Source organism: Arthrobacter sp. D3-18 (assembly GCF_054408525.1).
In genome coordinates, this window is the sequence record NZ_CP096440.1 from 738,037 (window position 1) to 757,651 (window position 19,615).

Below are 19,615 nucleotides of genomic sequence, written 5' to 3' on the forward strand. Positions count from 1 at the left end.
CGGGGACACTGGTTGCCGACGTTGTTGCAGTGGATTCTTGGATCACCGCCGATGACGAAACCAAGGAACACTCATGCCCCTTGCCCTACGCTCCGCCACCGAGAGTTACGCCTCCATCGACGACCTCTTGGGCGATGGACGCCGCCGCTTCTTCAGCCACGGGTACAAGACCACCAACCCCCGGCTGCGGACCCTTCGCGTTGCCCACACCGTCGCTGAGTCCACGTTGACTGCCCGAGCCAGTTTGGGTGTTGAAGGAGTTTGGTCCATCAAAGGCAATAAGGAGCAAACTCCGCACCTTGGCACCACGGACGTCCTTGTCCTGGCTTGCAGAATGGCGGAAGCCCTGCTGGCCAGCAGATTTTCGCCGGATATATTGCCAACTGCTTATCTGACGTCCGTCACCATCTCCGGCGGCAGTGAACCGGTGGAAGGCACGTTGGGTGATCTTGGCTGCAAGGCTACCCTGCAGGACCACGGTGACGGGTCCGTCCTGCGGTGCTCGGTCGCCTCCATGAGCGCGGTCCTTGAAGTGGCCCACGCTCCGGCTGAACTTGGACTTGCTTCCGTCGAGTCACCCTCAGAAGAGGCGTTGGTGGGCGACGCCGCCATGCGACTTTATGGTGACCTGTGGGCCGAACGGCAGGTTACGTTGGTGAACGTGGTTCTCGAACCGGAACTGGAACCGGTACAGGCTACAGCCCACGCGCAGCTCTCGTTTCGCCAGCAACCCACGTTGGGCCACCAGCTGGCTGACCGGCGCGGGCTGGAAGCTGCGTACCCCCAGGCGCTGTCCGCCGTCGAGTGCTTCGTGGCCACCCTGCAACTAGGGCAGGTTCTGCTCTACAGGTTGGACGCCATGAGCCGTTCCGACAGCAACACGCTTTGGATGCGCAAGACCCGGGTTACTTTTGCCGGTCCAGGCCCGAAAATTGGGGGCGGACAGGGAACCGGTTTGAGTGTGAGGTTGCAGAAGGGCCGGCTGATCGGGAAGGACGGCGGGTCCTGGCGCTGCGCCGACGTGGTGGGAACGTTCGACGGCGGCGAGGTAGTCTGCAGCGTCGCTCACCAACTGCCGGCAGGGGCTGTTCAATGAGCGCGAGATCCGCGGTGGTCCGCGGCTTGGGCGGCGCGCTCCCCGAACGAGTGGTCACGAATGAGCATCTCTCCACTGTCTTGGATACCTCTGATGAATGGATTCGGCGCCGGACCGGCATCGCCGAGCGGCGCCACTCGGACGAAACTGAGAGCACCAGCGTCCTTGCCACAACAGCTGCACGACGCGCCTTGGCGAGTGCCGGCGTCGATTCCGTGGGGCTGCTGATCGTGGCGACCTCTACGCCGGACAAGGTGTGCCCGGCCACTGCACCGAAGGTTGCGGCGAACCTTGGGCTTCAGGGGATTGCCGCCTTCGATATTTCGGCGGTTTGTTCAGGATTTGTCTACGCGCTCGCTACGGCCAGCTGGGCCATCACCTCAGGCTCCGTTGGTTCTGCACTGGTGATCGGCGCGGACACTTTCACCCGTTTGCTGGACCCGACGGACCGCACCACGTCCGTGATCTTCGGCGACGGAGCAGGAGCGGCCTATCTCTCGGCGGGAACCGCAGATGAACCGGGTGCCATCCTTGCTTCCACGCTCCATTCCGACGGCGACGGGGAAACGCTGATTCATGTTCCACGCGGTGCCGGTGCCTTTTTTGAAATGCAAGGCAAGGAAGTGTTCACGCAGGCGGTGACGGCGATGTCGGACTCCGTGGAGACCGTGCTGGCGAGTGTTGGCTGGACGGCGGGCGACGTCGATTCCCTGATCGCACACCAGGCCAACCTGCGGATCCTCACCACGGTGGCTTCGGTGACGGGAATACCCGTATCCAAAGCCGAGGTCCACTTGGACAGGGTGGGAAATACTTCAGCTGCCTCGATTCCACTGGCCATGACCGACGCCGGCACCAAGGGCCACAGGTCTCCCGGGGACAAAGTGGTCCTGACGGCCTTCGGCGGGGGAACAACCTGGGGTGCCATCGCCATGACCTGGCCTTCGATCTCGGTTGTGGACCCGCATTAGGGCCGCTACCGATTCCTGCGGGCAGGGTGCCTTGCAGGATCACCGTGGCCCGGCCATCCCGGGCCACACTACAAAGGGGGAAACCAATGGAAATTACAGCTTTGGACGTCGTTGAGGCTATCCGATCCACCATGGACGAGCTCAGCCACATGGGCCCGGACGACTCCTTCGCGGACCTGGACATCGATTCATTGTCGCTTGTTGAAGCGGCCGTCATCCTCAGCAACAAGTTCGGCGTTCGCGTGGACGAATTCGAACTCGCAGACGCAGGAACGGCCCGGGTTGCGGCCGGACTGGTGACCGGGAAGCTTGCCCTGCAGCCCGCCGTCTAGCGGGAACCCACTAACGAGTAACCTTCGCCACCACCTGGACACAGGTACCAACAGATACAAACAGTGAGGACACCCATGGCCACTCCGGCAATTGCAGTTGTTTACTATTCAGGTTCCGGTCACACCAAGGTCCTCGCGGACGCAGTGGTCTCCGCTGCCGCCTCCACGGGAGCCACCGCAGCCCTCCTGCGCGTGGATGAACTTACCGAGGAGTCCTGGAACTTCATCGATGAGGCCGATGCCATCATCTTCGGCGCACCCACGTATATGGGTACCGCACCTTCAGCGTTCCACGCCTTCGCAGAAAAGACGGCAGGCCGTTGGGCTGTGCAGAAGTGGCACAACAAGCTGGGTGCAGGCTTCACCAACGCCGCCTGTAAGGCAGGCGACAAAAACTCAACCCTGGATTACTTCGCTACTTTTGGCGCCCAGCACGGCATGAACTGGATCAACCTCGGCCTGCTTCCGGGCTGGAAGAGCACCAAGGGTACCGAAAACGACCTCAACCGCTTCGGCTACTTCAACGGCGCTGCCGCACAAACGTTCTCGGACATCGGCATCGAGGGCGTCCACCCCGCAGATATCGCTACGGCCGCCCACTTGGGCCGGCGCGTTGCGGAAATCACGGCGGTCTTCGCTGCCGGAAAAGCCGCCTTGGAGAACCTTAACCAGGAGAACCGCACCTCCGAGAGCAACACTTCAGACCGGGAACTCATCAGCACGGGGGCATAAACGACCCCACGCCGAGGAGCGGCCGGACACGTATAAAGCTTGGCGACATGGATAAAGCCTGGGGACACGCACATTTGGGTGTCCACAGGCTTTATTCATGTCGCTGTTTGGTGTGGACGTCCCTGCTCGCCTCAGAGGACAGGGTCTTTTCCACGAGCAAACGCACGGCAGGGTTGCCCAGGTGAAACAGATGGCCTCCAGTGTCCAGCTTCACCAAGCGTGGTTCGGCCGCGCACCATGCGGCCCAGCGCAGGGAATCGGCAACCGGCACCACAGGATCGTCGGCGCTGTAGAGGACGGTGGCTGGAACTTCCAACTGTTTCCTGGGTGGTGTTCCCGGATATCCCGCCAGAAGATCGAGGTCCTCAAGGAGGACTTCCCGGGCACGCGGCGATAGTGCGCCCGCAGCGGCAACTGCGGCAGCACCGGCGTCGTGCATTCCCGACGGCTGGCGCGTGGCGGCAAGGAAGACGTGGGCCACCCGCTCTGTGTGCTGTAGCCGCAGTGCGATCTCGAAGGCGAGGACAGCTCCCATGCTGTGGCCGTATAGGGCGAGCTGGACAGACGCCGACGCCGAAACCCGCTCTGCGAGGGCATCAGCAGCCGCCCCCAAGGACCTGAAGTCCCAGCCACGATAGCTGAGTTTGGTAACCGTCACGCCGTCGAAGCGCCAGCCTGCGAAACTGGCCGTAGTCCCACCGGCGTGGTGCAGGCAAAACAGGTGCACGCCAGGGTCCTGACCGTCAGTTGAAGGCGAGCCGGTGGCGGTCGTGCTCCAAACGGGACGCTGCAACGTCATCCATGTGCTCCTCCGCCCATTCCTTCATTTCAAAAATGATGCGAAGCAGCGAGCGGCCCCGGGGAGTGAGTTCGTAGTCGGTGCGGATGGGAACTGACACCGTGACATGCCGGAGGACCAACCCATCGCGTTCCAGGGAGCGGAGGGTGGACGTCAGCATCTTCTGGCTGGCACCCGGTATGAGCTTCCGAAGGTCGCTGTGGCGCTGCTGGCCGTCCTCAAGGGCAAGCATCACCAAGGTGACCCACTTGCTGCTGATGGCCTCCAGCAATTGCCGGGCCGGGCAAAGGTCCAAGGACGCGTTGTAATGCTTCCGGGCTTTCTGGCGTTTCTGTTCAGCCGTGAGAGTCATATCCCCAATACTTTCCTCATCAAGTGGACTGCTGGGCACAGTTTACTCGGGGCCTATGACAGCTGGGGGAACGGTGTCGTAAACCTTAACTCACCGGCGTTGTCACGGCTCTCAGCGTTGCGTCAACCAACAGGGATTCACCGGCCAGGGCCATGAATGGGAGATCCGAAGGGTGATCCCCGTAAGCGAAGCTGCCCGCGAGATCCACGTTGTTCGCTAACGCGTGGGCCAGGACGGCACGGGCTTTGGCGTCACCCACCAGTGCTTCCTCGATCCCACCGGTGTACTTGCCATCGGCCACCAAGGGGCGGGTGCATAACAGCTCAAGGTGGGGCCACCGCCGTCGAACCCTTACCAAAGCCGGTTCGAATGATGCCGTGACTGCCACCAGTTGCCGCCCGGAGTCCGCATGGGCGTCCAAAATAGACGCCACAGGCTCCAGGAAAGCCCAGCCGGCCGCCTGCCCATCCTGCAGATCCGCCCAGCGCTCGCCGAGTTCGGCCACCTCTGTGACGTTTCGGCCGTGCCACCAGCGGAAGTAGCGGGCGTTCGTCACCGAACGAGGGACAGTGTTCGCCGCCGCAGTGCGCAGACCGGCAAGGAACTCTTCGGCCTCTTCAGCCCGGGCATGTTCGGCGGCGTCGAAGCGAAGGAACTCGAAAATGGTGTTGTAAGCGGTGACAGTGCCGTCGATGTCTGTGTAGGCAGCTTGGCTGCGGCTTCGGGAGGATTCTTCCACAGGAAGAATCCTATGGACCGATACGCCGTTCGGAAGCCCCTAAGGGCAGGGCACTTTGAGGTGCCCTAGGCACAAAAAAGTGCGTTCTTACGCGGCGCCGCGCTGTCAGTGAGGATCGATCACGGGGCACAAAGCGTCCCCGAAAGCACAGCCTCGAAAGGAAGCCAATGCCTACCATCCTCCACATCAACGCCTCTCCGCGCTACGCCAACAGCGACTCCCTGCGGTTGGCCCGGCACTTCATCGATTCCGTCCAGACTGCCGGTGCGGAGAGTTTCGAAGTGGAGACTCTGAACCTGTTCGACGACGGCGCGCTGCCCGTTTTCGGTCGCGTCGCCGCCGCTGCGAAGATGGCTGTTTTCACCGGACAGGACCAGACTCCCGATCAGGTTGCCGCCTGGGAATCTGCCCGTGCAGTATTCGACCAGTTCGCTGCCGCCGACGCCTACGTCTTCAACATCCCCATGTGGAACTCGGGCGTTCCGTATGTCCTGAAGCAGTGGATCGACATCATCACCCAGCCCGGCTGGAGCTTCGGTTTCGACCCCGAGCAGGGCTACCGCGGCCTGCTGGAGGGCAAGCAGGCACTTGCAATCCACACCAGCGGCGTTTACGCACCGGGCGTGCCGGCCGCGTTCGGCTCTGACTTCAGCAGCACTTTCTTTGCCGACTGGCTGAACTTCGTGGGCATCGAGGACGCAACGCACGTTCGCTTTGCCCCCACGGTGCTCAACGGTGACGTGGATGGCACCCGTAAGGTTGCCGAGGCTGACCTCAGCGACGCTGCCATCGAGTTCGCCGGCAAGCTCAGCGCCGCGGGAACCCTCCAGCTCGTCAACGACTAAGGCGGACGCAGTGCGCATCGGCATTTCAGGTACCTACTCCTCGGGCAAAACGTTCACGTCCATGGCCTTGTCCCACTACACGGGGCTGCCCCGGACCAAGGCAAGGACCATGCGTGAAATCCTCCCCGAGGCCGCGCCAGGCAAGACCCTTGAGGAGTGCACGGCCGCGGAGCTTATCCAGATGATCGTGACACGCCATGTTGAGCGGGCCGTTTACGAGGACAAGCTCTCGGCAGGGTTCATTTCCGACGGGTCATCCTTGCAGGAATGGATCTATGGGTCTGTGCGGGTTTCGCTTGGCCTGAATCCCAGTGCCTCGGCGCATCTTTCGGCGGGCGAGATCGTGGAGAAGACGCCGGAACTCGCCTTCTTCGAAGAGGTGATGACCAGCCTTGGCAACAGCTTCAAGAGGCACGTGCAGAACTCCTTCGATGTGTTTGTGCACCTGAAGAACGAGCTCCCGCTCTCCGCCGACGGGCACCGCCCGGTCAACGATCAGTTCCGGAACATGTCCGACGCCATCTTGCAGCAAACCATGGACGAGCTGGGGATACCGTTCCATGTGGTGTCCGGATCCGTGGAGGAACGACTCGAGCAGATCGCTTCCCTGTTCAAGCTGGAGCCACGCATGAGTCCGGAGGATGCTGCTCGTTTGGCCTCCGAAGAGTACGCACAGTTGGACGTCCGTTCTGAAAAGGAACGCGTCCTGCAGTAATCCGCCTGACCCAGGATTCCGGATTCGACCCACCCGTCCGGCCGACTGCCATAAAGCGGTCGGCCGGACGCTCGTCATGAGTGGAGAACCCATGCCCACCCAACCTTCTGCTTCCCACCAAGCGCGGTCCAACCATGCGCGACTAGGCGAGTTCTTCCGCACCCGCCGCGAGCAGACCCGGCCGGAGGACGTCGGGCTACCGGTCAGCCCACGACGACGGACTCCCGGACTCAGGCGCGAAGAGGTGGCCGTCCTGGCCAACGTTGGGGTCTCCTGGTACACGTGGCTGGAGCAGGGGCGGGCCATTGGTGCCTCCGCGGAAATCCTGGACGCGATAGCCAATGCCCTGCAGCTCAGTCCTGAAGACAGGACCTATGTCCGCAGGCTTGCGTCCGGGCGCCGGCCCAGCCCCGCCGCCGGCACCATGCAGGCCGGTGGCAGTGATGGCTTTCCTGGAACCGTGGACGGTGGACATCGTTTCGACGTCGACAACACCCAGCTGGCGCTTCTGCAGCAACTGGTGGATGCCATGGCAAATCCCAGCTACATCGCAGACCCGTTTTGGACCGTCGTAGCTATGAACCCTGCCGCGGCTGACACTTTTGATACCCGGGTGGGCGAAAGCTGCCTCCACCGCTTCTTCACCGATCCGGAGCTTGCCCGGCCCCACGTCCACAAAGAGATGATGGCCCGATCCATGGTTGCCCAGTTTCGGGCGCAATCAGCCAAGTTCCCTGACGATCCCCGTTTCGACACCATGGCCCGGAGCCTCTGTGAGGTCTCGAAGGCCTTCAATGAGCTGTGGCAGCGCCAGGTGGTCAGCGACTCGTACCATGTGGACGTTGTCTACGACCACCCAACACTCGGCCGGCTCAGCTTCGCCCCCATGGTTCTGGGCGTCCCCCAGTTTCCCGCTCTCCGCCTGTTTACCTACCTACCCAAAAGCGGGACAGGGACGCAGGCATCCCTTCTGGGGCTCGGCCGGAAGGCTGTTGTCTAGTGCTGGTCAGAGGTTCGTCATCCGTTCGCCGGCCTCGTTGTAGCGGCCACCCTCCACCGTGATTTTCGCAGCGGCCGCTTCGATTTCGTCAAGCTCTGCAGGCGAAAGTCCGACGTCGGCCGCGGCCAGGTTTTCTTCGAGGCGGTGCAGTTTTCGTGTGCCTGGAATCGGCACGATCCACGGCTTTTGTGCCAGCAACCATGCCAAGGCGATCTGGCCCGGCGTCGCGCCTTTTCGTTCTGCGATTCCGGCGAGCAGGTCCACCACAGCCTGGTTATTTTGCATAGCCTCGGGGGTGAACCGGGGGATGGTGCTGCGGATGTCGTTGCCGGATTCGAAGTTGGTGGAAGCGTTGATGGTACCGGTCAGGAAGCCCTTGCCCAGCGGGCTGAAGGGAACGAACCCGATGCCAAGTTCTTCGCATACATCCAGGACTTCTTCCTCTGGTCGACGCCACCACAACGAGTACTCGCTCTGGACCGCAGCCACAGGGAGGACTGCATGGGCCCGGCGGATGGTGCCGGCCGCAGCCTCGGACATTCCGAAGTGCTTCACCTTTCCGGCGTCGACGAGTTCCTTGACTGCACCTGCCACGTCCTCGATGGGTACGTCCGGGTCAACCCGGTGCTGGTAGTAGAGATCCAAGGTGTCCACTCCCAGCCGCTGCAGTGATCCTTCCACTACCTCTTTGATGACCTCGGGGCGGCTGGTGACCTTGCCGCTGGCTTTCCGCGCGGCGGGGTCAATGTCCCAACCGAATTTGGTGGCGATGACTACCTGGTCCTTGAACGGGGCCAGTGCTTCGCCGACGAGTTCCTCATTGGCATAGGGTCCGTAAATTTCGGCGGTGTCGAAAAACGTCACGCCGCGCTCCACGCCTGTGCGGATCAGCGAAATCATTTCCTCGCGGTCCGGCCTCTCGCTGTAGCCGCCTGACATGCTCATGCATCCCATGCCAATGGCGGAAACCTCAAGGCCGCCGGTGCCGAGTGTGCGCTTTTCCATGGTTGGTCTCCTGTGCTGTTCGGGCTGATTGCTTACCTCGACGGTATGGCCATGCTGAGAGGTGAGGGAGTCACTGGCATTACCCCTCAGTTCCCTCTAGTTGCCCACAGCAACCAGACGTAAACTGGCCTTCGGTTCACATCGCCTGGCTCGGAGTCCCCATGCTTTGGAAGGTTCTCGTTCGGTTCCTGAAGCCGCATCAGCGGTTGCTGATCGCCGTCGTCGTCTTTCAATTGGCGCAGTCCATCGCGTCCCTTTACCTGCCTACGCTCAACGCCGACATCATCGACAACGGGGTGGCCACCGGCGATACCGATTACATCCTGCGCATGGGTGGCCTCATGCTGCTGATCACGCTGTTGCAGATCGCGTGTGCGGTGGTGGCTGTGTACTTCGGCGCGAAAGCTGCCATGGGAATGGGCCGCGACCTGCGGGATGCCGTCTTTGCAAGGGTGGGGGAGTTCTCGGAGCAGGAGGTCACCAGGTTCGGGGCTCCGTCCTTAATTACACGATCCACCAACGACGTCCAGCAGGTGCAGCAACTGGTCCTCATGTCCTGCACGCTCATGGTCGCGGCTCCCATGCTGAGCATTGGCGGCGTGATCATGGCCGTGCGGCAGGACGCCCAATTATCCTGGCTGATTGCCGTTTGCGTGCCAGTGTTGCTGGTGGCGGTCGCGCTGATCGTGACGCGGATGGTGCCGCTGTTCCGCAAGATGCAGGTCCGGATCGACGCCGTTAACAGGGTTCTCCGCGAGCAGCTCACCGGCATTCGTGTGGTGCGGGCTTTCGTCCGCGAGGACATGGAGGCAGCCCGGTTCGGCAAAGCGAACGACGACGTAACTGACGTTGCGTTGCGGGCCGGCCGTTTGATGGCGCTCATGTTCCCTGTGGTCATGCTTGTGATGAACGTTTCCAGCGTGGCGGTCATCTGGTTCGGATCTTTCCGGATTGAGGACGGCTCCATGCAGGTAGGCACCTTGATCGCGTTCTTGAGCTACCTCATGCAGATCCTTATGTCCGTCATGATGGCCACGTTCATGGCCGTGATGATCCCACGCGCGTCCGTTTCGGCCGACCGCATCAGCGAGGTCCTGGACACCGAGTCAAGTGTCCAGCCGCCGTCGAACCCTGTCAGGGGCGGGATACGCCGCGGCGAACTGGAAATGCACGACGTCGGATTCGCCTACCCGGGTGCCGAGCAGCCGGTGCTGAGCGGGCTTTCGTTTACCGCTCGTGCGGGGGAAACCACCGCGATCATCGGCAGCACCGGCGCTGGCAAGACCACTTTGGTGAACCTCATGCCGCGGCTGTTCGACGCGACCAAAGGATCCGTGCGGATGGACGGCGTGAATGTCCGCGAACTTCACCCGGACCTGCTCTGGGGGCATATCGGGCTGGTGCCGCAGCGGCCCTACCTGTTCTCCGGGACGGTCCGCAGCAACCTTCAGTATGGCAAGCCCGATGCCACTGAGGATGAGCTGTGGCGGGCGCTGTCAGTAGCCCAGGCCAAGGACTTTGTGGAGGAGATGGAGGGCGGACTGGACGCCGTGATTTCGCAAGGCGGTACCAACGTCTCCGGCGGGCAGAGGCAACGGCTCGCTATCGCCCGGGCCCTGGTGAAACAGCCGGAGCTCTACATCTTTGACGATTCCTTCTCCTCCCTGGATACCGCCACCGATGCCAGGCTCCGCCAGGGACTCAAACGCCACACCAACGGCGCCACGCTGGTGATCGTTGCACAGCGCGTCTCCAGCATTGCGGATGCGGACCAGATCCTAGTGCTCGACGACGGCGGGATCGTTGGGCGCGGAACGCATGATGAGCTGTTGGAGACGTCCGAAACGTACCGGGAAATCGTGTCCTCCCAGCTCGCGTCGGAGGAGGCGGCATGAGTGCTGTGTCAGCCGGTCCCCGTGGTCCGCAGCGGCCGGCGATGGGTCCGGGCCGTGGAGGCCCCTTCGCCGGAATGAACATTCCTGCCGAGAAAGCCTCGAATTTTGGTGCCTCAGCCCGGCGTTTGCTGGGGACACTGCGGCCTGAACGCTTTTGGTTGGTTCTGGTGCTGGTCTTCGCCGTGGTCAGCGTTACTTTGTCTGTGATCGGACCCCGTTTGCTGGGGGAAGGCACCAACCTGATTTTCGCCGGCGTCGTCTCCAAACAGCTGCCTGAAGGCGCGTCCAAAGCCGAGGTGATCGCAGGTTTGCGCGCCTCGGGCGAGAACAGCAAGGCAGACATGCTGGGCGCCATGACCCTCACGCCCGGCGTCGGAATCGACTTCAACGCGTTGGCCTCGGTGCTGCTGTGGGCGTTGGCGCTCTACGTCCTGGCCTCAGCGTTCGGTTGGATTCAGGCGTACGTACTCAACGGCGTCGTGCAACGGACCGTGTACCGCCTCCGCACGCGCATTGAAGCGAAAATTCACCGACTGCCCCTGCGGTATTTCGACTCCATTCAGCGCGGTGAGCTGCTGAGCCGGGTGACCAACGATGTGGACAACATCTCCCAAAGCCTGCAGCAGTCCATCAGCCAGATGGTGTCGTCCCTGCTGACCGTGCTTGGTGTGCTGGTGATGATGTTCCTGCTCTCTCCGCTGTTGGCGCTCATTGCCTTGGTGACCATTCCGTTGACGCTGGGAACCACACTGCTGATCGCCAAGCGTTCGCAGAAGCTGTTCGTTGCGCAGTGGAAGAACACAGGGGAGCTCAACGGCCAGATCGAGGAAACCTACACGGGGCACGCGCTGGTGAAGGTGTTCGGGCGGCAGAACGAGGTCCAGGAGAAGTTCCGGGCCAAGAACGGCGAGCTGTATCAGGCGAGCTTCGGCGCGCAGTTCGTGAGCGGCCTGATCATGCCCGCCATGACGTTCATCGGGAACCTGGTCTATGTGGGGATCGCCGTGGTGGGCGGCCTTCAGGTGGCCGCGGGCTCCATGCAGTTGGGCGACGTCCAAGCATTTATCCAGTACTCGCGGCAGTTCACCATGCCGCTGGCGCAGCTCGGGTCCATGGCGAACATGCTGCAGTCCGGTGTTGCCTCGGCCGAGCGGGTTTTCGACTTGTTGGATGAAGAGGAAGAGTCGGCCGAACCTGACCCTGTTCCGCCGTCGGGTCCGTCGCGTGGGCGCCTCGTCTTCGAGAATGTGTCCTTCCGCTACTCGCCGGACAAACCGCTCATCACGGACCTCAGCCTGGTAGCAGAACCTGGTCAGAGCATCGCGATAGTCGGGCCGACGGGAGCTGGCAAAACCACGCTGGTGAACCTCATGATGCGCTTCTACGAGCTTGATTCCGGGCGCATAACCCTCGACGGCGTGGACATCACCTCGCTGTCACGGCAGGAACTTCGCTCTCGCATGGGCATGGTCCTTCAAGACACCTGGTTGTTCGGTGGGACGATCCGCGACAACATCGCCTACGGGCGCCCCTCTGCTTCCGAGGTCGAGATTATGGAGGCCGCGCAGGCGACGTACGTGGACCGCTTTGTTCGGTCCTTGCCCGAGGGCTACGACACCCTGCTCGACGACGAAGGCGGCAACGTTTCGGCGGGTGAGAAGCAGTTGCTCACCATTGCCAGGGCCTTCCTGTCCCGCCCATCAGTGCTGATCCTCGATGAAGCCACCAGCTCCGTAGACACCCGCACCGAGGTATTGGTGCAGAAAGCCATGAATGCCCTTCGCTCTGACCGGACCAGCTTTGTGATCGCCCATCGGCTCTCCACCATCCGGGACGCCGACCTCATTCTGGTGATGGAAGCCGGGCAGATTGTTGAGCAGGGGACCCACGCCGAACTGCTTGCCTCGGGCGGGGCGTACTCCCGGCTGTATGAGGCGCAGTTTGCGGCACCTGCCGCGCTTGAGCCCTAGATTTATTGGGCCTGTGGCTTCTGGCCCAACTTTCGACGGCGGAGGGCTGGTTTACAACTTGCGCAGGTTGATTTGGGGCTGCTTGGGATTCAATGAAGGGCTGGAAGCCCCGGGCTCTACCCCCGGCGCCGGGCTACGGCGTAGGAAGGTTCGCGGAGTCGCCTCGTCCAGCCGTAAGTGCTAGCTGTTGGAAGCGGATTGAGGACCGGATCAAATCGTGCGGCGGTGTCTTTGCCCACGCCGTCAGCAAGGGTGAGCGTCAATGTTCCGAACCTGGTCCATGGTCCCAGTGGGCTTGCATGATGAAGTTCGAGGATCCATGCTTGCTGGCCAAGCTGGGAACTGAAGGCGCCGGGGTCTGCGGGCAGCTTTTTGGGACCGGCGATGGTCCTTGCTCCTATCAGCACCGGGCCGGTCTCTGATTTGTAGGGCATCATCGTGGAGAAAACTGCTGACGCGGCGTCCCGTCGGAGCCTCAGGATGAAGCGGCCGAGTCCTGACGCTCCGGTGGTGGCGAGGAGTACGTCCGACAGTTTGTTCTTCTCAGAGAAGCGCACGGCCAGACCGATAATGTCCGGGAAGGATCCCGGCAGTCCGATCGACCGCGAGAGCCGTGCGTCCACCTGGCTGGTCCCGGCGGTGTCCAGCCAAGGGATTCCCGACGCCGGGCGTGGACCTTCGTCCCTCTCAAGGGTTCCCACCAGGTGAATGCCTTCCGGGTGGTTGGGCCTGTTCGGACGAACCATCTTGATGGCCCGGAACGCCGCAGCGAAAGCAGACCCGGCGAAGGCTTGGAGGTTGGTACTCAGTCTCTTCACGGAATTACCCTATGCGGGCGAACCCCTAAAAGACAGGTTCCTGACGATTACCTGTCAACCGTGATGGTCATGGCAACCGCGTAGGCCGAAGAACGTTGGCGTCCCCGGCCTTGCCCGGGTCGAGCGGCACAGGACTGATCAGCACGGCCGGACCCCGATGCAGCACGCCTCCGGCGATCACCTGGCACCGAACGCCGCCGCGCCCACGCATCGCCTTATGGGCGCCCGGGGCGAGCATTTCATCCATCCAGGCGCAGGGATGGGCAGGTCGCCCGGCTTTGAGCCGCACGTCGTCTCCACCGGACTCAAGCGTGAACTCGTGGCTAAGCAAAGGAGCCAGCTCCACTCCGCGCAGTACAACGTTCCGCCGGGTCAACAGGGGATTCAATGGCCCAGTCCCGAGTTCTGATGCAATGGCTTCGAGAGCCTCCACCGCGAATAACGTCACGGCGGCATCCATGTGTGCGGCCTTGCCGAAGAACCGGTCGCCAATGATGCCTTTGCCCGCCACCAACTCGGCTTGCCGGGCATCGGTAGTGGGGACGTCTGCCGCCCCTTCGCGTGCACGGCCAAAGTAGGCGTGGGCCGGCGACATCAAAAGGTGCAGCACATCGACGTCGTACCTGTACTCAACGGTCATCCCTCAACGCTAGCCCCAGCTGGGACAGTGCGCATCAGCTATTGCCCGCCAAAGTAAAGGATGCTTTACTTTGTCCATGAGTAAAGCTTCCTTTACATCAGGGCGGGCACCGGCCCACCACTACGTCTTGGCGATCATCCTCGGGGTCATCCTGACGGTGGTGGTTTCCGTCCTGGTGGGAGCCTCGAACCCGGATGACTTTTGGCTCGCTGCAGCAATCGGCGCCCTTTGCGCCGCCTACCCGGCTATGTCCCTGGCCGGCAAAGTGTTCGTTTCCAATCACACGGTCACCCGCGATCCGCACGGCGAACAGAGCGTGGAGTTGCAGTGGATGCGCCAAGCGGGAGCGGGCGCTTTCCTGGATGTCCTGGCCGCTATCGTGGTGGCTTCGCTGGTGCTGGCCATCGGCCGCTTCAACATCGATGCGCTTACAGTCCTTCCGGGCCTTGTTGCGCTAAGCGTGGTTGATGCCGGGCTGCGATACGTGGTCATTCGCCACCGCACGCTGAAGTGAAGAACAACCTCGCGGAGCGTCGTGCCGAACGTCGCTGGACACAGGCGGACCTTGCGTCAGCACTCGGCGTTTCCCGGCAGACCGTCATCTCCATCGAGCGGGAGAAGTTTGATCCCTCGCTTCCGTTGGCCTTCCTCATTGCGCGGACGTTTGACTGTGCCATTGAGGACATTTTCACTGCGGATTAACGTGCTTGTGTCCCACGCCACAGCGCTTTGAGCCCCGCCCGGATACTGTGGCACGGTGAACTTTGCTGAGGCCGCCGACGGCGCTGAACTCGCCTGGACATCGGAAGGCGAAGGCGAGCCAATGCTGCTTATCGCCGGACAGGCGACAGCCATGGACGGTTGGGGTCCGACGGCGGAGCTTCTGTCCCGCTATTACCGCGTCATCCGCTTCGATCACCGGGGGATAGGCCGAAGTGGCAAGGGCGAGGCCGTGCGCTACAGTACACGACTCCTCGCCGAGGATGCAGTAGCTGTCCTTGACGCTGCAGGAGTGGATTTAGCACACGTGTACGGTCATTCGATGGGTGGTCGAGTTGGGCAGTGGTTGGCTATCGACTACCCGCAGAAAGTCCGCACTCTGATCCTCGCAGCAACGAGCGGTGGAAGATCGCCGGACGCCGGAATGCAGCCGGATAGGGCAGCTTTGGAAGCTTTGACCAGTGGTGACATGTGCCGGCTTGAATCGCTCTTCTTTGACTCCGAATGGGTTAGGAGCAATCCCGTGGCGACGCACACCTTCTTCAACTCCCAGGCTTCGGCGTGGGCTAAGGCGCGCCACTTCCAGGCCAGCCGCGAGCATGATGCCTGGCGTGATCTCAGCTCCATCCAGTCGCCGACGCTGATACTTCACGGCACCGAGGACGCGTTGACGCCCTTGCCCAACGCGCTGCTCCTCCGCGAGAACATTCCCCGCTCGGTGCTGGTGCGGGTTCCTGGTGCTGGTCATGGCTTGCACCTGGACCATCCTGAGACGGTTGGGTGGATCCGGCAATTCATCGCCGGAAAGAGCCGTTCGTCAGGATGATTGGCAGGCCGGCTTGGATGGTCGGCCCTACAGAGAATTCTCACCAAGGTGCCGGACCAGGGCATCGACGATGGGGAGTTGCCCTTTGACGAGCTTGGTTCGGGCCACGGATTCTTCAAACCACCGGGCGTCGTCGATCTCCGGAAATTCCTTGATAGCGCCTGAGCCTTTGGGCCACTCCATGGGAAAGGTGTTGCTGACAATCTGCTCAGGTTGAAAGTCGCGGGCTTCGGCAGCGAACGCGGTGATTAGTTTGCCGGAGGGCTGCCGAAAAACGCCCAGGAGGTCGTAGTGGGCCGCTGGCGGTGGTGTGCCAATTTCTTCGGTGAATTCCCGTTGGGCGGCAACCAAGGCGTCTTCGTTCTCAGGGAATTCTCCCTTGGGAATTGACCAGGCGTGTTCATCTTTGCGGGCCCAAAAAGGCCCGCCCATGTGGGCTATCCACAGTTCCAATTGCCCGGCGGTGTTTCGTCGGTGAAGGAGGATGCCTGCGCTGCGAATTGTGATGTGCCCTCCCGGGGTAAGGCCCTGCGCGAAAGTTTTCGGACACGTCAAGGCTACTCGTGGAGTTGGTGCCGTTATCCAATTGATGTTGTGTGGACGAATTTGCTTGTTCATTTCGCTTCCGGCAGGACCCTGGCTACTTGATAATCGAGGACAGACGTTTCTCGGGGGGTGGAACGTCGCTGCGGTCAGCGGCATCAGCCGTTGACGGTTCTGGGCGCATCAGCAGGAGGAAACAGCTATGGCATTGTCAGTGAGGCTCCTTCCACGTGGGGGAAGAAAAGCAATGGGGTTGGCCGTCGTCGTTGCGGTTGGCTTATCGATGTTCACAGGAACTGGCCCCTCGCATGCAGCGGACACCACGCCCATGGCTGAGGATCCTGGCCCGGTGGGCAGCTTTGCGTGGAAAGGGTTCAACTGGCAGAAGCGCTTTTGGGGCGGGGCGCCTATGTATAACGCGAGTTGGGATGCGAACAATGTGAGCAACCCGGACGCAAACGGGTACGTCAAATTGTCCATCAGCAACCCCACGGGCTCGGCTCCGAAGGGAGCGGAATTCCAATCCACGCGTGAAGGATTCGGCTATGGAACGTACAGCACCACGGTGGAAAAGGATGTCAGCGCCCTCCAGAAGGAAGTGGTCTGGGGATGCCTGTTTACCTATGATCCCAATGCGGTGCCTGGCTATACCGAGATTGACCTTTGTGAAGCCTCGGCCTGGGGTGGGGGCGCCGCCTACGGTGAAGACTGGCCTGTGACCCAAGGGCATGGATATTGGTTTGACGCCAGCTTGCCCCCGGGGCAGGGAAACAACACCGTCACTTTTGACGTCACCAATGCCCCGATCCTCACCCACAGGATGGTCTGGGAACCGGGCAAGCTGACCTACGAGACATTTGCAGGGGAAGGCTACGACGGCACATTGCTCAAGAGGACCGTTTTGGAAGGATCCACGGTCCCGCTTCCCGCTAAGGAACAAATTCACTTCAACCTCTGGGTAACTGGCGGTGGAGGCGGGGATGCAGCACACGTGGTGCCTGAAACAGTCATCATCCGGGACTTCTCCTTCGTTCCCGCGAACCAAGGTCAGCTCACAGCGCCAACACCCACCGTCTCCGGCACGGCAGCCGTAGGCTCAACGTTGACCGCAGCTCCGGGAACCTGGACCACCGGCACCGCCCTGAGCTATCAGTGGTTCCGGAACGGCACGGCAATTGCCGGCGCGACCAGCGCCACCAGGGTCCTTGCCGGCGCGGATCAGGGCACCAGCCTGACGGTCCGCGTCACGGGAACCAAGGCCGGCTACGCAACTGCCGTCAGGGAGTCTGCTCCCACGGCGCTGGTAGTAGCCGGGACTTTGGTAGCGCCCACCCCGATTATCACGGGAACGCTGATAGTGGGTTCAACGCTTACGGCCAATCCCGGAGTGTGGACGTCCGGGACCACCTTGACGTATCAGTGGCTCCGCTCGGGTGTGGCAATCCCCGGGGCAACGGCCCGTTCCTACAAGCTGGTGAGTGCTGACCAGGCTGACGCGATGAGCGTGAGGGTCACCGGCACTAAACCCGGCTACACCACGGTGGCCAAGTTCTCGACCAGCACGGCCCCGGTGCAGTAGGCCAATAGGGCGATAGGGAAGTACGGCGAATACAACAAACCCGCCGTTGTGTCGCGCTGGAGGTAGCGACACAACTGCGGGTTCGTTGCCTAATCTGGTTCTTCCATGCCTACTTTTGTGCCCGGACCGGAACGATCCTCTTAACGGCAAGTCCGAGAGCCAGCATGGCAAAGGCCGCCAGCGCGAACCAGAAGAGGTCTCCTGCCCCGGTCAATGCGAGCGTTCCTGAGCCCATCCCGGCTGCCACTGCCCCTGACACTGGGGCTACTGGGTTGTTGTACATGAGTCGATTTACCAAACTTTCTTTCTGTTGAATGCTGCATCCAGGTACGCCTTGGCGTGGACAACTTGGAGGAAGATATCGATGACGGTTTCGTACATGGTTGCGGCCAGGAGCATGTACCTCCAGCCCCGGAAACGCACAGTAACTATGCGTTCCAGGATGAAAATGCCGGTGACGGTAATCCAGAAGGGCTGAAGGTTCAGGCCCATACCGGAAAACAACGCGAACAGGAGGGAACCGAAGTAGGCCAGCGTCACGACGACGCCGATCATGGAAAGAAACTGGCGTCCCCAGTAAGGCCTGGTTACTTTGGTCCATCCGTATTGCACGCAGTTCTCCACCGCGCCGCGCTTCCACCGCAGCCGCTGTGACCACAGTTCACGCCACGTGGGCATGACCTCGGTGACCAACGTGCAGTTGGGTGGAGACGCGATGCGGTAGCCCAGGGTCAGCAGGGCAAAGGAGAGTTCGTTGTCCTCGGTCAGCACCGAGGTGTCATACACGCCGCCCTTGCCGTTTCCGGGTGGGAGCTCGCCCTTCAACCGGGCAGCCACGACGTCCCGCAAAGTCTTGACGCGGAAAAGGGCTGCTGTGCCGGTAACTACCAGGCACTTGCCGTGAAGTCGCTTCACATCCCGTGCGTAGCGGGCGTATTCGTTGCGCTGCAGGTGGCCCACAAAACCGCCGCCCGGACCGCCGCTGAAAACTCCTCCCACAGCGCCGAGCAGTTCGTCCGCGAGCAAGTTCCTGGTGGCGTTCTCGATGAAGTCGAGGGCGAGTTGAGAGTCGGCATCCTGGACCAGGAACAGGTCCTCCGGGTCGGCATCGGGAAGGAGCTCGCTGAGGGCGAAGTTCAGGGCACCGGCCTTCTTGTCTTTGTTTCCCACGGTGCGCATAACTTCGGCGCCCTGAGCGAGGGCAAGCTCTTCGGTGTCATCGGTGCAGTTGTCTGCCACTACGATCACACGGTCCGGGCGATGAGTCTGGTTTTTCAAGGAGAGCAGCGTCTCGGTGATTCCGGCAGACTCGTTGTGTGCCGGAACCAGGACGGTGACCACCCCGCCTGCCGCGCGGTGGGATCGTCGCGGCCTGGCCGCCGCCTCCGGTGCGTTTGCCGGGGCTGGTGCAGCTGCATTGGCCTTGGTTTCCGTGAGCATTGTGATCCCTCCGTTCATGCGTTGAAGCGTCGACTCACTTAGAGTTCCAACGCGAACGCAAGATCAGGGGAGGGAAACCATCAAGGAAGTCTCAAGGTTCCATCAGGACTTTCTGTATGGCGTCACGAACGGGGTGTATGGACCACTGGTGCCAATTTCCCGGTGGAACTCGGACTTGTTCACGTCACGAGCCGTAGAACGTCGGGGGAGGCGCACAACTGGAGGGAGGCGCGCTTAAACGCAAGAGGACGACGTCGGGAGGTCCCGGCGTCGTCCTCTTGCGTAGAGCTTGAGCTGCTTAGCGGTTCAGGCTGACCGTGAAGGTCTTGGGTCCGCTCAGGGTAACTGCGATTCCGCAGTTTTCGGCGGCAGCGCGGTGTGAGAGGGATTCAATGGCGGCATCGATGGTGTGGTCGATTGCCGACTTGTCCCAGATTTTCAGCGTAATGGAGTCAGTATGTGTCGTCATTGTCAGTACTTTCACTCAGGCCGTTAACAGCCCCAAGCTTCTTCGCAGGGGCCGCATCCTCGTCGGTGAGGATTGCTGATTCAGCTTGTATGGGAACGAATTCCCTCATTCATGGTTCATGCTGCCCAC

23 protein-coding genes are annotated in these 19,615 nt (G+C 61.7%); 13 read left to right on the top strand and 10 right to left on the bottom strand.

The genetic code is table 11. From position 1 onward, the window contains the following. Positions 1 to 73 precede the first annotated feature (73 nt). From M1D89_RS05585 to M1D89_RS05600, 4 genes are all read left to right on the top strand, one after another. Positions 74 to 1,096: an AvrD family protein gene (locus tag M1D89_RS05585; RefSeq protein WP_498648772.1), complete on the top strand. Its 1,023-nt coding sequence runs from the start codon at positions 74 to 76 to the stop codon at positions 1,094 to 1,096. Then, a complete protein-coding gene (locus M1D89_RS05590) occupies positions 1,093 to 2,067 on the top strand; it encodes a beta-ketoacyl-ACP synthase III (protein WP_498648774.1) in 975 nt (324 codons plus the stop codon). The genes M1D89_RS05585 and M1D89_RS05590 overlap by 4 nt, the downstream gene beginning before the upstream one ends. An 86-nt stretch (positions 2,068 to 2,153) precedes the next feature. After that, complete coding sequence (locus M1D89_RS05595) at positions 2,154 to 2,399, top strand: acyl carrier protein (protein ID WP_017200682.1); 246 nt, start codon at positions 2,154 to 2,156, stop codon at positions 2,397 to 2,399. A 75-nt stretch (positions 2,400 to 2,474) separates the two neighbouring features. Beyond that, positions 2,475 to 3,131 (top strand): flavodoxin family protein, encoded by a 657-nt coding sequence (locus M1D89_RS05600; protein ID WP_498648777.1) that lies wholly within the window; start codon positions 2,475 to 2,477, stop codon positions 3,129 to 3,131. A 91-nt stretch (positions 3,132 to 3,222) separates the two neighbouring features. Here the strand turns inward: M1D89_RS05600 and M1D89_RS05605 are convergent, their stop codons facing one another. From M1D89_RS05605 to M1D89_RS05615, 3 genes are all read right to left on the bottom strand, one after another. Next, positions 3,223 to 3,930, bottom strand: coding sequence for a thioesterase II family protein (locus M1D89_RS05605; RefSeq protein ID WP_498648779.1), 708 nt, complete (start codon positions 3,928 to 3,930; stop codon positions 3,223 to 3,225). Further along, entirely contained in the window at positions 3,875 to 4,282 is a 408-nt protein-coding gene (locus tag M1D89_RS05610) for a winged helix-turn-helix transcriptional regulator (RefSeq protein WP_017200679.1), read from the bottom strand. The genes M1D89_RS05605 and M1D89_RS05610 overlap by 56 nt, the downstream gene beginning before the upstream one ends. A gap of 85 nt (positions 4,283 to 4,367) precedes the next feature. Continuing rightward, a complete protein-coding gene (locus M1D89_RS05615) occupies positions 4,368 to 5,021 on the bottom strand; it encodes an HAD family hydrolase (RefSeq protein ID WP_498648783.1) in 654 nt (217 codons plus the stop codon). 167 nt (positions 5,022 to 5,188) lie between these two features. On the opposite strand from M1D89_RS05615, the gene M1D89_RS05620 reads away from it, so the two are divergent. The 3 genes from M1D89_RS05620 (at position 5,189) to M1D89_RS05630 (ending at position 7,581) form a co-directional block, all read left to right on the top strand. Continuing rightward, positions 5,189 to 5,866, top strand: a complete 678-nt coding sequence (locus tag M1D89_RS05620; RefSeq protein WP_017200677.1) for an FMN-dependent NADH-azoreductase — start codon at positions 5,189 to 5,191, stop codon at positions 5,864 to 5,866. Between the two features lie 10 nt (positions 5,867 to 5,876). Next, on the top strand, positions 5,877 to 6,581 hold the full coding sequence (locus M1D89_RS05625) for an AAA family ATPase (protein ID WP_498648786.1): 705 nt from the start codon (positions 5,877 to 5,879) through the stop codon (positions 6,579 to 6,581). Positions 6,582 to 6,672: 91 nt separating this feature from the next. Then, positions 6,673 to 7,581, top strand: a complete 909-nt coding sequence (locus M1D89_RS05630) for a helix-turn-helix transcriptional regulator (protein ID WP_498648787.1) — start codon at positions 6,673 to 6,675, stop codon at positions 7,579 to 7,581. Positions 7,582 to 7,587: 6 nt separating this feature from the next. Here M1D89_RS05630 and M1D89_RS05635 read toward each other — a convergent pair whose 3' ends face one another. After that, positions 7,588 to 8,586 (bottom strand): aldo/keto reductase, encoded by a 999-nt coding sequence (locus tag M1D89_RS05635; protein WP_498648788.1) that lies wholly within the window; start codon positions 8,584 to 8,586, stop codon positions 7,588 to 7,590. Positions 8,587 to 8,747: 161 nt separating this feature from the next. Between M1D89_RS05635 and M1D89_RS05640 the strand changes: the two genes are divergently transcribed. Then, entirely contained in the window at positions 8,748 to 10,481 is a 1,734-nt protein-coding gene (locus M1D89_RS05640; protein ID WP_498648790.1) for an ABC transporter ATP-binding protein, read from the top strand. Next, a complete protein-coding gene (locus M1D89_RS05645; RefSeq protein ID WP_498648792.1) occupies positions 10,478 to 12,451 on the top strand; it encodes an ABC transporter ATP-binding protein in 1,974 nt (657 codons plus the stop codon). Before M1D89_RS05640 ends, M1D89_RS05645 begins: the two co-directional genes overlap by 4 nt. Before the next feature lie 116 nt (positions 12,452 to 12,567). Here M1D89_RS05645 and M1D89_RS05650 read toward each other — a convergent pair whose 3' ends face one another. Together M1D89_RS05650 and M1D89_RS05655 are read right to left on the bottom strand one after the other, a co-directional pair. Next, positions 12,568 to 13,269: a hypothetical protein gene (locus tag M1D89_RS05650; protein ID WP_498648794.1), complete on the bottom strand. Its 702-nt coding sequence runs from the start codon at positions 13,267 to 13,269 to the stop codon at positions 12,568 to 12,570. A 67-nt stretch (positions 13,270 to 13,336) separates the two neighbouring features. After that, entirely contained in the window at positions 13,337 to 13,909 is a 573-nt protein-coding gene (locus M1D89_RS05655; protein ID WP_498648796.1) for an MOSC domain-containing protein, read from the bottom strand. Between the two features lie 76 nt (positions 13,910 to 13,985). Here M1D89_RS05655 and M1D89_RS05660 point away from each other — a divergent pair, with 76 nt between their 5' ends. From M1D89_RS05660 to M1D89_RS05670, 3 genes are read left to right on the top strand one after another with little or no spacing between them, the layout of a single operon-like run. After that, a complete protein-coding gene (locus M1D89_RS05660; protein WP_498648798.1) occupies positions 13,986 to 14,423 on the top strand; it encodes a hypothetical protein in 438 nt (145 codons plus the stop codon). Next, on the top strand, positions 14,420 to 14,611 hold the full coding sequence (locus M1D89_RS05665) for a helix-turn-helix transcriptional regulator (RefSeq protein WP_498648799.1): 192 nt from the start codon (positions 14,420 to 14,422) through the stop codon (positions 14,609 to 14,611). The genes M1D89_RS05660 and M1D89_RS05665 overlap by 4 nt, the downstream gene beginning before the upstream one ends. A gap of 55 nt (positions 14,612 to 14,666) precedes the next feature. Continuing rightward, positions 14,667 to 15,455 (top strand): alpha/beta fold hydrolase, encoded by a 789-nt coding sequence (locus M1D89_RS05670; RefSeq protein ID WP_498648801.1) that lies wholly within the window; start codon positions 14,667 to 14,669, stop codon positions 15,453 to 15,455. A 27-nt stretch (positions 15,456 to 15,482) separates the two neighbouring features. On the opposite strand, the gene M1D89_RS05675 is transcribed toward M1D89_RS05670, so the two are convergent. Continuing rightward, positions 15,483 to 15,962: an NUDIX hydrolase gene (locus M1D89_RS05675; RefSeq protein WP_498650902.1), complete on the bottom strand. Its 480-nt coding sequence runs from the start codon at positions 15,960 to 15,962 to the stop codon at positions 15,483 to 15,485. Between the two features lie 319 nt (positions 15,963 to 16,281). Here M1D89_RS05675 and M1D89_RS05680 point away from each other — a divergent pair, with 319 nt between their 5' ends. Further along, the gene (locus M1D89_RS05680) at positions 16,282 to 17,577 is read left to right on the top strand and encodes a hypothetical protein (protein ID WP_498648803.1); all 1,296 of its coding nucleotides are present in this window, start codon (positions 16,282 to 16,284) and stop codon (positions 17,575 to 17,577) included. 109 nt (positions 17,578 to 17,686) lie between these two features. Here the strand turns inward: M1D89_RS05680 and M1D89_RS05685 are convergent, their stop codons facing one another. The 3 genes from M1D89_RS05685 to M1D89_RS05695 form a co-directional block, all read right to left on the bottom strand. Further along, positions 17,687 to 17,860, bottom strand: a complete 174-nt coding sequence (locus M1D89_RS05685; protein WP_017200667.1) for a hypothetical protein — start codon at positions 17,858 to 17,860, stop codon at positions 17,687 to 17,689. Between the two features lie 8 nt (positions 17,861 to 17,868). Beyond that, positions 17,869 to 19,017, bottom strand: a complete 1,149-nt coding sequence (locus M1D89_RS05690) for a glycosyltransferase family 2 protein (protein WP_498650903.1) — start codon at positions 19,015 to 19,017, stop codon at positions 17,869 to 17,871. A 298-nt stretch (positions 19,018 to 19,315) separates the two neighbouring features. Further along, positions 19,316 to 19,486 (bottom strand): hypothetical protein, encoded by a 171-nt coding sequence (locus tag M1D89_RS05695; protein ID WP_178994140.1) that lies wholly within the window; start codon positions 19,484 to 19,486, stop codon positions 19,316 to 19,318. Positions 19,487 to 19,615 lie beyond the last annotated feature (129 nt).

What these genes read in the sequence shown, in the direction of transcription:
- M1D89_RS05585 (WP_498648772.1), top strand. Translation starts at nt 74, where the DNA reads ATGCCCCTTGCCCTACGCTCCGCCACCGAGAGTTACGCCTCCATCGAC.
- M1D89_RS05590 (WP_498648774.1), top strand. Translation starts at nt 1,093, where the DNA reads ATGAGCGCGAGATCCGCGGTGGTCCGCGGCTTGGGCGGCGCGCTCCCC.
- M1D89_RS05595 (WP_017200682.1), top strand. Translation starts at nt 2,154, where the DNA reads ATGGAAATTACAGCTTTGGACGTCGTTGAGGCTATCCGATCCACCATG.
- M1D89_RS05600 (WP_498648777.1), top strand. Translation starts at nt 2,475, where the DNA reads ATGGCCACTCCGGCAATTGCAGTTGTTTACTATTCAGGTTCCGGTCAC.
- M1D89_RS05605 (WP_498648779.1), bottom strand. Translation starts at nt 3,930, where the DNA reads ATGACGTTGCAGCGTCCCGTTTGGAGCACGACCGCCACCGGCTCGCCT.
- M1D89_RS05610 (WP_017200679.1), bottom strand. Translation starts at nt 4,282, where the DNA reads ATGACTCTCACGGCTGAACAGAAACGCCAGAAAGCCCGGAAGCATTAC.
- M1D89_RS05620 (WP_017200677.1), top strand. Translation starts at nt 5,189, where the DNA reads ATGCCTACCATCCTCCACATCAACGCCTCTCCGCGCTACGCCAACAGC.
- M1D89_RS05630 (WP_498648787.1), top strand. Translation starts at nt 6,673, where the DNA reads ATGCCCACCCAACCTTCTGCTTCCCACCAAGCGCGGTCCAACCATGCG.
- M1D89_RS05635 (WP_498648788.1), bottom strand. Translation starts at nt 8,586, where the DNA reads ATGGAAAAGCGCACACTCGGCACCGGCGGCCTTGAGGTTTCCGCCATT.
- M1D89_RS05640 (WP_498648790.1), top strand. Translation starts at nt 8,748, where the DNA reads ATGCTTTGGAAGGTTCTCGTTCGGTTCCTGAAGCCGCATCAGCGGTTG.
- M1D89_RS05645 (WP_498648792.1), top strand. Translation starts at nt 10,478, where the DNA reads ATGAGTGCTGTGTCAGCCGGTCCCCGTGGTCCGCAGCGGCCGGCGATG.
- M1D89_RS05655 (WP_498648796.1), bottom strand. Translation starts at nt 13,909, where the DNA reads ATGACCGTTGAGTACAGGTACGACGTCGATGTGCTGCACCTTTTGATG.
- M1D89_RS05660 (WP_498648798.1), top strand. Translation starts at nt 13,986, where the DNA reads ATGAGTAAAGCTTCCTTTACATCAGGGCGGGCACCGGCCCACCACTAC.
- M1D89_RS05680 (WP_498648803.1), top strand. Translation starts at nt 16,282, where the DNA reads ATGTTCACAGGAACTGGCCCCTCGCATGCAGCGGACACCACGCCCATG.
- M1D89_RS05685 (WP_017200667.1), bottom strand. Translation starts at nt 17,860, where the DNA reads ATGTACAACAACCCAGTAGCCCCAGTGTCAGGGGCAGTGGCAGCCGGG.
- M1D89_RS05690 (WP_498650903.1), bottom strand. Translation starts at nt 19,017, where the DNA reads ATGCTCACGGAAACCAAGGCCAATGCAGCTGCACCAGCCCCGGCAAAC.
- M1D89_RS05695 (WP_178994140.1), bottom strand. Translation starts at nt 19,486, where the DNA reads ATGACGACACATACTGACTCCATTACGCTGAAAATCTGGGACAAGTCG.